The sequence below is a fragment of the Microcoleus sp. K4-B3 genome (assembly GCF_036704615.1).
Classification (GTDB): Bacteria; Cyanobacteriota; Cyanobacteriia; order Cyanobacteriales; family Microcoleaceae; genus Microcoleus.
Map to the genome: position 1 here is coordinate 172,348 of NZ_JAUBSF010000004.1, position 13,179 is coordinate 185,526.

A 13,179-nucleotide genomic window follows, 5' to 3' on the forward strand; every position below is an offset into this window, starting at 1 on the left:
TCCGGGATTACTTAAACTCGTTGAACATTCAAACTCTGATGTGCGTAGGATCGCGGCAGATGCCTTAGGCAAAATCGGTGACGCTCAGGCGATTCCGGGATTACTTAAACTCGTTGAACATTCAAACTCTGATGTGCGTAGGATCGCGGCAGATGCCTTAGGCAAAATCGCTAAGCAGCACGCAGAGAAAGTCGCCCCCCATCTCCCCCACCTCCTTACCTTAATCCCCTCCAAATCCCGCAAAGAAGTTCACCCTCTCATCCTCGTCATCCAAGGCGCCTGCAAATACTACAAATACGAGATTCGTCAGTTGTCCCTACTCCCGGAAAGTGGCAAGCATCCGGCGACTCCTTCTGCTAACGTATACATACACTCAGTCGAGGAATTCAAACTAATGTCTCCCGAACCACCCATCTTCCACCAACAAAATGCCACCATAGGCGTTAACTATGCCGCTGAAAACAGCAATCCCAAGGTTATTCAAAAAATCGAAGCCACCCCGCAATCCTCCCCTGAAGCTGCACTGAATGCAGTGGTGCAAATCATTCAGGCATTGGAAAAAAAATATACTAATGTGCAAGACGAGCAACAAGCACGCAATATTATTGATGCAGAATTTAAGGAAATCAAAGAGCAAAAACCCATCGAGTGGCAAAACGTAATCAGCGTCAAACGACTTTGCAACGGTGGCAAAAAAGCAGCCGTGAAAGTTGGCGAACACTTCGCCGAATCAAGCCCCTGGGTAAAAGGATTTGTTGGCTTCCTCGAAGGGATATCCGAAGACGTGAACTAGCCAGCCAACCCAAAAGTTTGCTGAAATATTGCAACATTTTTAATAAGGCTTTCACGGCGGGCGAGACGCCCACCCCAGAAGAAAATTTACTTTTTGTGGAACAGGCAAGATGCCTGTTCCTGACAGAGATGCAAGATGTAAAATAAAACAGCAGTAAGCTCTATGCAAACCGGAGGCTCACAGCATGATTCAAAATCCCGCATACTATCAGATGGTGCTAGAAACCTTGTGCACCGCCCTAGAGGATGCCCGCCCCGCTCTCAGGGCGAAAGGAGCAGAATCACTGGGAAAAATAGGAGATGTCGCCATCGCGCCCATATTAGTTAAAGCCTTCAAAGACACCTCGCCAGAAGTCCGTTCCAGCGTCATCCAAGCCCTCGGACAACTGATACTAAATGAGGCTTAAATACTCCTTTCATTTCTTAGTCCCCCTCTGCTCGGACTTCGTTTGTGTAGACGCGATTTCAATCGCCGAGTAATCTTATCATTTCATACATTCAACCATCTGCTGTTCGAGCTTAGCCAACAATGTATCAACATCTGTTGCGGCTTCCTCAAAACAAACAGGAGGTTCAGGCTTAGGTTCAAAAAGAATCAACTTAATTTGACCTTCCCCGATCGCCAAAATCGCCACTTCTTTCTCAGGTTTGTGAGCATTCAACACACCTACAACTTCCTGAATATGACTTCTCACTTGACGGTTCAACTCCTCAACCGCCTCTTTCTTACAATACACAAAACGCGCAGTTTCTGCAATATCAATTGCCAAAATCTCCTCGCTTTCCTCTCCCCTTTCCAGAAATAGCCCCCAAGCCAAAGCGGCCAATTCATGTTGATTAGCTTTCACGAATTTATCTAATTTGCGGCTCCAGCTATTTTCGTTGGGTTTGGACTCAGGGCTATCAAATAGAAACATTTTCTCTTCTTGTTTGTATAAACTAATATTTTACAGTCAGCAGTCACTTGTCAGTTGGCAGTTGTCATTAGTTATAATTTAAATTACCAATTATATCATGTCTGGTTGATTCGCGAAAGGATAATTTTAGATCTCGTAAGGGCGGCTTTTACCAACAATCTACGTGTCAAACTAATTATCTCATAAACCCGCCCCACCGATATAGTTATGATGCGACCAGACATGATATTAGCAATTACTAATTACCAATTCCCAATTACCCAAAACCGCTGCGTTTCTATCTTATACCAGATTGCACGCGCCAGAGCGCCGCATAAACTCCGTCCTGTTCGATCAGTTGTTCGTGCTGCCCCGATTCTACCACTAGCCCCTCTTCCATGACACAAATGCAATCGGCATTGCGGACAGTAGAAAGACGGTGGGCGATCGCAATTGTAGTGCGATTCTTGGTAATCCGTTCGAGCGATCGCTGAATTGCCGCCTCCGTCTCGTTATCCACCGCTGAAGTAGCTTCGTCAAGGATCAAAATCGGCGGATTCTTCAAAACAGCCCGTGCAATTGCTATTCGCTGCCGCTGCCCCCCCGACAATTTTTGACCGCGTTCCCCTACAATAGTGTTGTAACCGTCGGGCAATTGCGAAATAAACTCGTGAGCCTCCGCAATTTTAGCAGCATTTACTATCTCTCGATTGCTTGCCTCAAAACTGCCGTAAGCAATATTTTCTGCCACCGTACCGTGAAACAAAAACACATCTTGACTCACCAATCCGATCGCTCTGCGCAAATCTTTTAAATTCAGGTTATTTAATTCTATACCGTCGAGATAAATATTGCCGTACTGTACCTCGTACAGCCTCAAGATGAGTTTCACCAGCGTACTTTTTCCCGAACCAGTAGCGCCAACAATCGCAGTAGTTTTTCCGGCAGGCAGAGTCAGGGAAAAATACTGCAAAATCGGCTTTCTTTGATTGTAAGAAAAAGTAACATTTTTAAATTCTAGCTCACCCTTAATCGAACTAACTGGCCGCCGAATATCACCCGTGTGAATTGCGATCGGAGTATCCAACAAATTCATCACCCGATTAGTAGAAGCCATGGCGCGCTGGTATTGATCCAGAGTATCTCCCAGGCGAGTCAGCGGCCACAGCAACCGCTGGGTCAAAAACACCAAAACGCTGTAAGTTCCCACAGACAACCGGCCCGCCACCACCTCCAAACCGCCCAGAAATAGCGTTGCAATAAACCCCAAGAAAATCACAACCCGAATCAGCGGAATAAAAGCAGCCGAAAGTGCGATCGCCCGTCGGTTGCTTTGGCGGTAAGCTTGGCTTTGTGCTTCGATGCGCTGAATTTCATAATCTTCGGAAGTAAAACTTTTAATAGTAGTAATTCCCATCAAATTATTCGACAGTTGCCCGTTCAGAAAACTCACCTTTTCCCGCACATCAGCATAGAGAGGAGCGAGGCGATCTTGAAAAGCGATCGAACCCCAAATAATAAAAGGTATCGGCAGCATTGACAGCCCAGCAACACCAGGAGATGCAGCAAAAAAAGCCGCACCAATCACAACAACCGTTGTCATTACCTGAATCACCTCATTAGCGCCGTCGTCCAAAAAACGTTCGAGTTGATTGATATCATCGTTGAGAATAGAAATCAAACCGCCCGTGCTGCGTTCTTCAAAATAAGCTAATTCTAATTCCTGCAAATGGCTGTAAGCTTCCAGACGCAAATCGTGTTCGATATCCTGAGCCAAATTGCGCCACAAATAATCATAGGCATATTCAAAAACAGATTCCAACGTCCAAACAATCAAACTCAAAAAAGTAATAATTGCCAGTTGCCAAAAAACATCTTTTATGCCCCACTGAGCGAGGATAGAATCTTGCTGTTTCACCACCACATCAACGGCAATACCGATTAATGCTGGTGGCGCTAAATCAAAGAATTTATTCAGCAGCGAACAGATACTTGCCAGCCAAGCTTTCAGACGGTAGCGGCGGCCGTACTTCAGCAGCCGCTTTAGGGGATGGACAGGTTTTGATGGATTTGGTGATGCTTGAAAATCATTCATAGGGCATGGGGCATCAGAAATAGGGCAGAGAATTAAAAATTAGTAGGGTGCTCGGCGCGCACCTTACCCTTGTTTAATTTTTAATTCTCAAAAGCCCCGTTCCTAGGCTTTAAACGTTAACACTGGCTTCATTTTAGCGACTACACCAACTATTTGCGCCTCAACTTGAACGTCAATTACTGGTTGAATAGGCTTGTAAGCTGCCGGTGCTTCTTCGATTCTGCGTTCTTCGCGCCAGGTAATGCAATCTACGCCGGTTAATCCCAAAGCGGAGTCAGTTTTGTCAACACCTTTGCGACTCATATCGAAGCGCGATCGCGCCCTTCCTGCACCGTGAGAAGCCGATCGCAAAAATCGATCGTTCCCCTTCCCAACCAGCAAATAAGACGGCGCGCCCATTGAACCCGGTACAATTACAGGCTGGCCCAAATGTGCGGGACAAGCGCCTTTGCGCGTTACCCAGCCGGCACCTTCAGCTAAGGTGATATTGTGAGGCACATCGTATACTAAGGGAGCTTCGACATCGCCGAAAACTTGCCGCAAACGCAACCGCAGAAATTCTGCTAGCAGCAAACGGTTGATAAAACCGTAGTTAGCGGCTGTTGCTTCCGCTTGCAGGTAGCTGCTCACAAGTTCGGGATTTGCTGCAACAGACAGCGGAAAAAGCCCGGATTCAGGATGTTTCAGAGTTTTCGACCAGGCTTCGCAAGCTCGATCTCGCCACATTCCGCCGATGTATTTGCCGACATTCCGCGAACCCGAGTGAATCATGAAAGCGATTTGTCCCGATCGAACTCCCCAAGTATAAGCCGTAGCTCGATCGATAACTTCCTCAACCACTTGAATTTCGACAAAGTGATTGCCGCCGCCGATAGTACCTAAGCCGCCATCCCTGACTAAGCCGTCGTTTGGGACTAATTCTTCGGGAGCCCATTTCACATCGCCATTCATGGAACCGCCGAGGAAAGTGCGATTGCACTCAGTCGCCAACTGCTCGAAATCCGAATTAGCCGCGCTGCCGGTTGGCTTGTCCCGCAAAGCATCCAGCCATCCGGGAATCCCGTGTTGGAACATCGCGCGAGCAGTTTTTGCAGTCATGCTGACATCGCGAGTACCGAAGAAATAATCGCCTTTGAGCAATTCTACAAATCGATCGCGCTGACTGAGGAATTGTTCGATCGACAAATCCGCAACGTGTAACCGCATCCCGCAGTTAATATCGGAACCGGTGGCCGCCGGAATCACCATTCCTGCTGTTTCTACAATAGAGCCGATCGCCACCCCCGAATCCCCCGGATGGAAATCAGGAGTAGCGCAAGCGCGGCAAACGCAGCCGCCTTGAGGGTGTCGAACATTGGCCAAACTTGCTAACTGTTTGAGGGCCTTTGCTTCCACCGGAAAATCCTGTGGGAGCAAAACTTCTGCTGTTGTAGCACTGGCATCTTGCCAGTGTTCATTGAAAGAACTATTGAGAGAAATAGAGTAGACTTTGTTGTTGTAAGTAACATCCAGACCTTGCCGAGACAAAGCTCGCAAAAGCCTGTTCAAGTTTTTTGGCTGCTGCATAAATAGTCTGTTGCGGGTTGCATAGCAACCCCCAGGAGTTGAAGAGATTTTTTAGGAAAAAAAAGACTTGGGTTCAGCAGCCGCAATCTTTTTCAAGATAAGTTGAAAGGCAACTTGTCTAATGACTGAATTTATGACATATCATTTCTGATTTGTCAACCATTTCCTTAAAATTTTAATAAATATATATGATTGATCGAGCGGTGTCAGAAACCCGGTTTCTGCCTATAAAAATCGCATCCAAACCAAAGATTTTGCGAAGAAACCGGGTTTCTTGGGCCAGCGCGTTCGACCGCATCCCAGTCTTCATTGCGAGGAAGTAGGGGCAATCCCCCGTGGTTGCCCATCCCCACTTAAAGATAATATCTAACCGTTGTTACAACCCGACTTTTTTTAGCCCGCAAAGCCGCTTTCAAAAAGAAAGCAGTTTGATTGTGCAGCAGTCCCTCCCACCAATTTCGCGTCACAAAAGCCGGAATGATCAGCGTTAAATATACTCCCGGTCGCTGCTCTTCAAACAAAGTCAAAAAGTGAGTCAAAGCCTCACCAACAGAACGGTAAGGCGAGTCCAGAATTTCCAAAGGAATGTCTGAGTGCAAATCTTGCCAAGCTACTTGTAATTTTTCTCGATCGGTCAAACCAATATCCACGTGAACTGCCACAACTTCATCAGCAATTAAACGAGCGTAATCGAGGGCCTCGAAAGTTCCCCGGTGCAACTGCCCGACTAACACCACTGCCGGATGTGTCACCTCCTTAACCCTTGGTCGGCGAAGATAAGACCTCGGTTCTATTCCCTGAATGCTCAAGCGAGCCGCTACATACCGATAGTGTCGGTGAATAGCTAAAAATAGACTGACTACGATCGGAATAGTTACTACGACAACCCAAGCTCCCAAAAGAAATTTTGTAGCGAGAATTACAGCCAAAACTCCCGTTGTTGCTACTGCACCAATACCGTTCATCACAGCACTAACTTGCCAACCTTTACCTCGCTCCTTAAACCAGTGAATTACCATTCCCGATTGGGAGAGAGTAAAAGAAGTGAAAACTCCAACCGCATACAGGGGAAGCACCGCGCTCGTATCGCCTCGAAAGATGATAATTAAAAGAGCAGCGCAGAAGCTTAGCAGATTAATGCCATTAGAATAAACCAGGCGATCGCCCAACAGCGACAATTGCCTCGGCAAAAACCCGTCCCGCGCCAAAAAATAACAAAGTCGCGGAAAATCAGCATAACTCGTATTCGCCGCCAACAGCAAAATTAACAGAGTTGCTGCCTGCAAATAGTAATAAAATATACCGACACCAAAAATCTGTTTCCCTAACACAGAAAGGAGCGTTTCATGTTCTGTAGGAATCACCTGATAAATATGAGCCAAGTAACTAATCCCCAAAAACATCGCTCCCAGAATTCCCCCCATATAGCTCAAAGTCAGGCGCGCATTTTTCCATTCAGGAGGCTTAAAAGCCAACACCCCGTCTGATATGGCTTCAACTCCAGTCAGGGCTGTACAGCCCGCCGCAAAGGCCCGCGCCAGCAGAAATAATCCCAAAGGTTCCTTAGCTGGAATATTTTGTAATGTCGGCAAAACATGACCTGTTGCCTGTTGGAATAAACCGCAGCCAATCAAAACAAAAATGCCAACGAGAAACGCATAGGTGGGCACCATAAATATATTGCCAGATTCCCGCAATCCCCTGAGATTGGCAAACATGATTAGGACAATAAAAACTAAGCACAGTTCAACTGTGTAGGGGTGCAGCGAGGGAACTGCTGAAGTCAAAGCCGCAACGCCAGCCGAAATACTCACTGTTACGGTGAGGATGTAATCAATCATCAGCGAAGCTGCTGCGATCAAACCGGGATAAATACCCAAGTTTTCTCGCGCTACCATGTAAGCACCGCCGCCGTTGGGGTACGCTTTAATTGTCTGTCGGTAAGACAGTGCCACGATCGCCAACAGTAAAATAATAATTCCAGAAATAGGCAGCGAAAAACTCAAACTACTACTCCCCGCTAGTAACAGCACGAGCAGAGTTTCTTGAGTAGCGTAGGCAACAGACGAAAGTGCATCGGAAGCCAGAACAGCTAGTCCAGTAGCGTTGCTCAGCCGTTCATGAATAGATGCGCTAGTGGGAAGAGATTCACCCAGTAAAAATCGCTTGATCCGAGAATAAGTGTACATTGAAACTCAATATATAGGCGTCCACAAATCATAATCTAGACGGGAACCGTTTTAAGTAATTTTTGGCTCACAATTTGTAATTCTGTCTCGCTTGTTGAGTCAGCTTCAGCTTGTGTTCGAGAGCTTGCCAATTTTCGGCTTCGATATCGCTGATGAACTCGTCGAGACTGTCGCGGTAAATAGAGAGCGATCGCAACAATTCCTCTCGATTGTACTTCGCCACCATCACTCCCAGTTCGGGATTGCCGCCGCCAACGCGGCTCGTGTCCCGAAAACCCGAACTCGCCAAATGTTGGGCTAAATTAACAATATCCCGATCGCTCTCTCGATCGCAGGCAGCAACCAGCGTCGCGCTCGCCATGAGCGGCAAATGAGAAATCCAAGCCACAGATCGATCGTGCTCTTCCGGCTCACATCGGTAAACTTTAGCACCCAGCGATCGTGCAATCTCCTCAACCTTATCCACCGCAAGCGCCGGCGTTTGAGCCTGCGGCGTCACCACATAAGGCCGGCCCACAAACAAATCCTTTACCGCCGCCTCGATTCCGCTTTCAGCAGTCCCCGCCATCGGGTGTCCCCCTACAAAATTCGGCCACAGAGAAGACACAGCCTGCACTATGGGTGTTTTTACGGAACCGACATCCGTTACAATAGTATCAGGGGAAAGATAGGGCACCAACTCTCGGACGATCGGCTCGATCGACCCCAGCGGCGTGCAAATAAAAACCACATCGGCTGCTGCCATCAGAGACAGGTTTATGCTGGCTTCATTGACAACACCGCGAGCTTGCGCCCGATCGCAAGTCTGCTGCCGACTCGAAACCCCAAAAACATCAAGCCCGCGCGATCGCAAATCCAGCCCGATCGAGCCACCAATTAAACCCAGTCCTACAATACCGATATTCATAGCAATAAAATGGGGATATTTGATACGGTGCCGCCCCCATGACAGTCGAGGAACTCCTGAAAAAATATGCTGCCGGAGAAAGAAACTTTGCCGGAATCAACCTGACTGAGGCCAACCTCAGCGGTGTCAACTTGAGCGGAGCCAACCTCAAGGGTGCGAATCTGAGTGTAGCAAACCTGAGCGGTGCCAACCTCACCGGTGCCAATCTCACCGGTGCCAAACTCAACATCGCCAGACTCAGCGGCGCCCATCTCGGTGGCGCCGACCTCACCGACGCCGACCTCAACGTCGCCTACCTAGTGCGAGTTGACCTCAAAAAAGCCACACTCACAGGAGCCAAACTGATCAGAGCCGAGCTAATTCGAGCCGAACTCAGCGGAGCCAACCTCAGCGGCGCCAACCTCAGCGGCGCCACGCTCACCGAAGCCACCCTCCGAGGAGCCAACCTCGCTCAAGCCAACCTTCGAGGCGCTCACCTCAGCGGCGCGTGCTTGACAGAAGCCAACCTCGAACAAGCCAACCTGCAAGGCGCCGACCTCAGCCGAGCCGACCTCAGCGGCGCCGACTTGCGAGGCACAGAACTGCGGCAAGCCAACCTCACTCAAGCCGTACTCAGCGGCGCCGACCTCAGCGGCGTCAATTTGCGCTGGGCCATCCTCAGCGGCTGCAATCTCCGCTGGGCCGACCTCAGCGAAGCCAAATTGAGCGGTGCCGACCTCAGCCGAGCCGACCTCTGCCACGCCAACTTGCTGAATGCCAGTTTAGTTCACGCCGACCTGTCAAATGCCTATCTGATCCGCGCCGACTGGATTGGAGCCGACTTAACCGGAGCCACCTTAACCGGAGCCAAACTCCACGCCGTTTCGCGGCTCGGCATCAAAACCGAAGGCATGACCTGCAAGTGGGTCGATCTCAGCCCCAACGGCGACCACAGCCAAATTTACTGGTTAAACTCCGGAGGAACCCACGAATTTTTTCACGAAACCTTGCCCACAGTTCGGATTGTGATTGACTCGCCCTTAGATCAAGGCGCTCATTTTGCCCTAGCTGCAACTTATTACCAAATTGCCCAACAATACCCGAGTTTAAGTCAGCCGCCCACGATCGAAGTCAGCTCCAGGCGCACCGTACTCGCCTTTAAAATGGACAGCGACGATAAATTATTTGCCACCGCTTACGTTGCCATCATTCCTTTTAACGACGCCGCCACAACTCAAAAAAACCTGATCGCTTTGATGAAAATGATTCAATCTCACGATGCAGGCAAACTTAACGTCAAAGAATCCAAACACGTTCAATTATGCAGCAAAGCTCTCAACCAAGCTATTAGCAAAGTAGACCAAATCAAAATTTCCAGTTCTTTTCCAAAAATCGGCGAAAGCATCAATTTTTTTCAGATTCCAACACAGATGATCTTAATTAATTCCCGCGACCAAAGACTCAGCGTATATCACCACCCAGCCTTCGGCAAGCGCTTGATAAAAAAATACGAGCCGAGCAACTCAACCTCTGGCAAGTTAGCCGAAAGCACAAAATTGGCTCAAGCTAATATCAATGCCATTTTGGATTTTATAAAAGGCTTCCACAATATAGATGTCTAGGCATATTGCATCAAGTTACAAAAAATGCTTATTCTAGTTTAAAGGTTGGCACAACAAAGCTTTGTTCTAGCTAACACATCAGGGAAATTGAAAAGCATGGATGCCGAAGAACTCATCACCAAATATGCAGCAGGAGAAAGAGACTTTACTGCCATTCTCCTTTGCGAGGCAAATCTCAGCAGGATCGATCTCAGCGGGGCTAATTTCAGTGAGGCAATCTTGAGCCTCACCAACATGAGCGGCACCAATCTATCAAACGCCAACATGAGAAAAGCCAAACTCAATGTTGCCAGACTCAGCGGTGCCAATCTCAACAAAGCCAACCTCAGCGGCGCTATCCTCAACGTGGCTAACTTGATTCGAGCCGACCTCCGCGAAGCCCAACTCGTCGAAGCTACAATGATCAGATCCGAACTGATCCGAGCCGACCTCAGCAGTGCCAACTTGAGCGGTGCAAACCTCAGCGAAGCAGATTTGAGAGAAGCAACCCTCAGAGAAGCCAATTTAGAGCAAGCCGACCTCAGCGGATCTCACCTCAGAGGCGCTTCCCTAACAGCGGCCAACTTGGAACGGGCCAACTTGCACAGAGCCGACCTCAGTAGGGCAGACTTGCGAGGAGTCAACCTCTGCAATGCCGAACTCAGACAAGCTAATCTTTCTCAGGCCAACCTCAGCGGCGCTGACTTGCGAGGCGCTAATCTCCGGTGGGCTGACCTCAGCGGGGCGAACCTGACCGGCGCTGACCTCGACGAAGCGAGATTGAGCGGGGCCAACTTGTACGGGGCAAATTTGAGCAATGTCAACCTGTTGAACGCTACTCTGGTACACGCGGATTTGACCCAAGCGAATTTGATTCACGCTGATTGGGTGGGCGCAGATTTGACGGGGGCGGCCCTGACGGGGGCAAAAATTTACGCGGTTTCCAGGTTTGGTGTGAAAGCAGATGACATTACCTGCGATTGGGTTGACCTCAGTCCTAACGGCGATCGCAGCCACATTCAGCGCTTTACCCCAGAAGAATCTCAAAGGTTTTTCAATGCTACACCCCCGACAGTTCAAATTATTGTCGATCGACCCCTAGACCCTGACGCTAACTTTATCCTCGCAGCTACCTACCGTCAGATTGCCCGTCAATACTCAGGTTTGAGCAATCCTCCCAGCATAGAAGTTAATTCCCGACGCACAATCATCTCATTTAGAATAGACCAAGACGAGCAACTATTTCCCACAGCTTTCGTTGCCATTATTCCTTTTAGCGACGCGGCATTTACGCAGAAAAATCTCATTACTCTGATCAAGATGATTCAACCCCAAAGTGGCAATAACCTGGGCGTCAGAGTTTCAAATCTGGTAGTGCAATTGAACGTGACCCTGACCAAAACAATGAGAAAAATAGGGGAAATGAAAATTCAGCCGGTTCGCCTCGATCGCGAACCTGTGTCAAATTTTTTCCAATCGCCTACCCAAACTGTACTGTCTAACTCCAGCGCCGAAAATTTGATGGTTCACTATCACCCAGACTTTGGCAGAAACTTGACCAATTTGCCGGGAGTCAACAAAATCTCTATCAGCCCTGCAATTAAAGCCCAAAGATTCACAACCCCGCCGCTAAATACAGTCGTTGAATTTGTCAAAAGCTTTTATCAGCTCGGTGATTAAATACTATAAATTAATTTGAGAGAATTTATATTCATGGTCTAAAAAAGTTACCGTAGTGCCCTTTCAGTCAGGTAAAAGAATGGAAGCTGATGAACTTCTCAAACGATTTGCAATCGTCAAAAGATACAAAGAAGGTGACAGAGATTTCACAGGAATCAACCTGAATGAAGCTAATCTCAGCCGCATCAACCTCAGCCAATCAATTTTAACGCGGGCTAGCTTATTTGTCACCAACATCAGCGGCGCTAACTTGAGCGAAGCTAACTTGAGCGAAGCTAACCTGAATGTGGCTAGACTCAGCAACACCAATCTTTCGCGGGCAATCTTAAACGGGGCTAGTCTCAACGTAGCAAACTTAGTGAGAGCCGATTTAAGTGCAGCTCAATTAATCGCAGCATCCCTGATTAGAAGCGAATTAGTCCGCTGCGAACTCAGCAAAACTAACTTCACAGGCGCAAACCTGACTGAAGCAGATTTAAGAGAGGTAAAATTGACGCAAGCTAACCTGTGCGGTGCTAATCTTTCCGGTGCAAATCTCAGAGGTGCTTCGGCTTCTTCAGCTAACTTTCAAGGAGCTAATTTGCACGGGGCGGATTTGACGAAAGCAGAACTTAGCGGCGTCAATTTGAGCAATGCCGATATGAGACAAGCTTCTTTGCAGCAGGCGAATTTGTGCGGTGCAGATTTGAGCGGAGCTAATCTCAAATGGGCTGATTTGAGCGGAGCTAACCTCAACGGTGCAGATCTGAGCGATTCTAAATTCAGCGGAGCCAACCTCAACGGAGCAGATTTAAGAAATACTAATTTAGCAAATGCTAGTTTGGTTCACGCTGATTTGACAGAAACTAATTTGATTAATGCAGATTGGGTGGGCGCTGATTTGAGAGGAGCAAATTTAACTGGGGCAAAACTGTATTTGGTTCCCCGCTTTGGTATCATCGCAGATGATATTACTTGCCAGTGGGTTGACCTCAGTTCCGCAGGCGATCGCACTCAGATTAAAAAATTTAATTCGCCCTCAGAATCGAGAAAATTTTTAAATCGCACGCCCGGATTAGTGCGAATTGTGGTTGATGCACTTTTAGACCACTCAGCCAACATCTTTTTAGCAACCGCTTACAGGGAAATAGCTCAACATTACCCGGCAATGAGCTGTCCTCCCAATATTGAAGTCGGCTACCGCCGGACAATTCTTACTTTTAGATTTGATAGCGACGAGCATTTATTTGCAGCAGCTTTTTTAGCGATTATTCCTTTTAAGGATGCTGTACAAACTCAGGACAATATTGTGGCGATTGGCAAAAATATTGAAAGTCAAAACTTGGCTCAAAAACGGATAAGCTGTTGTGCATTTAAAACGCATATTGTATTATACAATATAACCATATTTATGAAAAGTCAATGCCTAGTAAAAACTTCCTGAGTGCCGAGACAAGAGAAACTCTTCAACAAGTATTAAAGGAGCATGAACATC

General features: G+C 47.8%; 10 protein-coding genes. 5 read left to right on the forward strand and 5 right to left on the reverse strand.

Going from position 1 to position 13,179, the window contains the following annotated elements; genetic code table 11:
* Together QUA78_RS04120 and QUA78_RS04125 are read left to right on the forward strand one after the other, a co-directional pair.
* Positions 1–793, forward strand: a 793-nt coding sequence (locus QUA78_RS04120; protein WP_333398595.1) for a HEAT repeat domain-containing protein, incomplete at its 5' end; no start/stop codon positions are given.
* Positions 794–977: 184 nt separating this feature from the next.
* Entirely contained in the window at positions 978–1,199 is a 222-nt protein-coding gene (locus tag QUA78_RS04125; RefSeq protein WP_333299709.1) for a HEAT repeat domain-containing protein, read from the forward strand.
* Between the two features lie 78 nt (positions 1,200–1,277).
* On the opposite strand, the gene ccmS is transcribed toward QUA78_RS04125, so the two are convergent.
* From ccmS to QUA78_RS04150, 5 genes are all read right to left on the reverse strand, one after another.
* Positions 1,278–1,709 (reverse strand): beta-carboxysome assembly chaperone CcmS, encoded by a 432-nt coding sequence (gene ccmS / locus QUA78_RS04130; RefSeq protein WP_172188674.1) that lies wholly within the window; start codon positions 1,707–1,709, stop codon positions 1,278–1,280.
* Positions 1,710–1,986: 277 nt separating this feature from the next.
* Entirely contained in the window at positions 1,987–3,783 is a 1,797-nt protein-coding gene (locus QUA78_RS04135) for an ABC transporter ATP-binding protein (RefSeq protein ID WP_333299708.1), read from the reverse strand.
* Positions 3,784–3,885: 102 nt separating this feature from the next.
* Positions 3,886–5,349 (reverse strand): RtcB family protein, encoded by a 1,464-nt coding sequence (locus QUA78_RS04140; RefSeq protein ID WP_333299707.1) that lies wholly within the window; start codon positions 5,347–5,349, stop codon positions 3,886–3,888.
* Positions 5,350–5,702: 353 nt separating this feature from the next.
* Positions 5,703–7,538: an APC family permease gene (locus QUA78_RS04145; RefSeq protein ID WP_333299706.1), complete on the reverse strand. Its 1,836-nt coding sequence runs from the start codon at positions 7,536–7,538 to the stop codon at positions 5,703–5,705.
* 67 nt (positions 7,539–7,605) lie between these two features.
* A complete protein-coding gene (locus QUA78_RS04150) occupies positions 7,606–8,445 on the reverse strand; it encodes a prephenate/arogenate dehydrogenase (RefSeq protein ID WP_333299705.1) in 840 nt (279 codons plus the stop codon).
* Positions 8,446–8,483: 38 nt separating this feature from the next.
* Between QUA78_RS04150 and QUA78_RS04155 the strand changes: the two genes are divergently transcribed.
* From QUA78_RS04155 to QUA78_RS04165, 3 genes are all read left to right on the forward strand, one after another.
* Positions 8,484–10,046: a pentapeptide repeat-containing protein gene (locus tag QUA78_RS04155; protein WP_333299704.1), complete on the forward strand. Its 1,563-nt coding sequence runs from the start codon at positions 8,484–8,486 to the stop codon at positions 10,044–10,046.
* Between the two features lie 96 nt (positions 10,047–10,142).
* The gene (locus tag QUA78_RS04160) at positions 10,143–11,705 is read left to right on the forward strand and encodes a pentapeptide repeat-containing protein (protein WP_333299703.1); all 1,563 of its coding nucleotides are present in this window, start codon (positions 10,143–10,145) and stop codon (positions 11,703–11,705) included.
* A gap of 79 nt (positions 11,706–11,784) precedes the next feature.
* Positions 11,785–13,128 carry a pentapeptide repeat-containing protein gene (locus tag QUA78_RS04165; RefSeq protein WP_333398596.1) on the forward strand — a complete coding sequence of 448 codons (1,344 nt, stop codon included), beginning with the start codon at positions 11,785–11,787 and terminating at the stop codon, positions 13,126–13,128.
* Positions 13,129–13,179 lie beyond the last annotated feature (51 nt).

Excerpts from the sequence above, each read along its gene's own strand:
- QUA78_RS04125 (WP_333299709.1), top strand. The coding sequence starts at position 978 with ATGATTCAAAATCCCGCATACTATCAGATGGTGCTAGAAACCTTGTGC.
- ccmS (WP_172188674.1), bottom strand. The coding sequence starts at position 1,709 with ATGTTTCTATTTGATAGCCCTGAGTCCAAACCCAACGAAAATAGCTGG.
- QUA78_RS04135 (WP_333299708.1), bottom strand. The coding sequence starts at position 3,783 with ATGAATGATTTTCAAGCATCACCAAATCCATCAAAACCTGTCCATCCC.
- QUA78_RS04140 (WP_333299707.1), bottom strand. The coding sequence starts at position 5,349 with ATGCAGCAGCCAAAAAACTTGAACAGGCTTTTGCGAGCTTTGTCTCGG.
- QUA78_RS04145 (WP_333299706.1), bottom strand. The coding sequence starts at position 7,538 with ATGTACACTTATTCTCGGATCAAGCGATTTTTACTGGGTGAATCTCTT.
- QUA78_RS04150 (WP_333299705.1), bottom strand. The coding sequence starts at position 8,445 with ATGAATATCGGTATTGTAGGACTGGGTTTAATTGGTGGCTCGATCGGG.
- QUA78_RS04155 (WP_333299704.1), top strand. The coding sequence starts at position 8,484 with ATGACAGTCGAGGAACTCCTGAAAAAATATGCTGCCGGAGAAAGAAAC.
- QUA78_RS04160 (WP_333299703.1), top strand. The coding sequence starts at position 10,143 with ATGGATGCCGAAGAACTCATCACCAAATATGCAGCAGGAGAAAGAGAC.
- QUA78_RS04165 (WP_333398596.1), top strand. The coding sequence starts at position 11,785 with ATGGAAGCTGATGAACTTCTCAAACGATTTGCAATCGTCAAAAGATAC.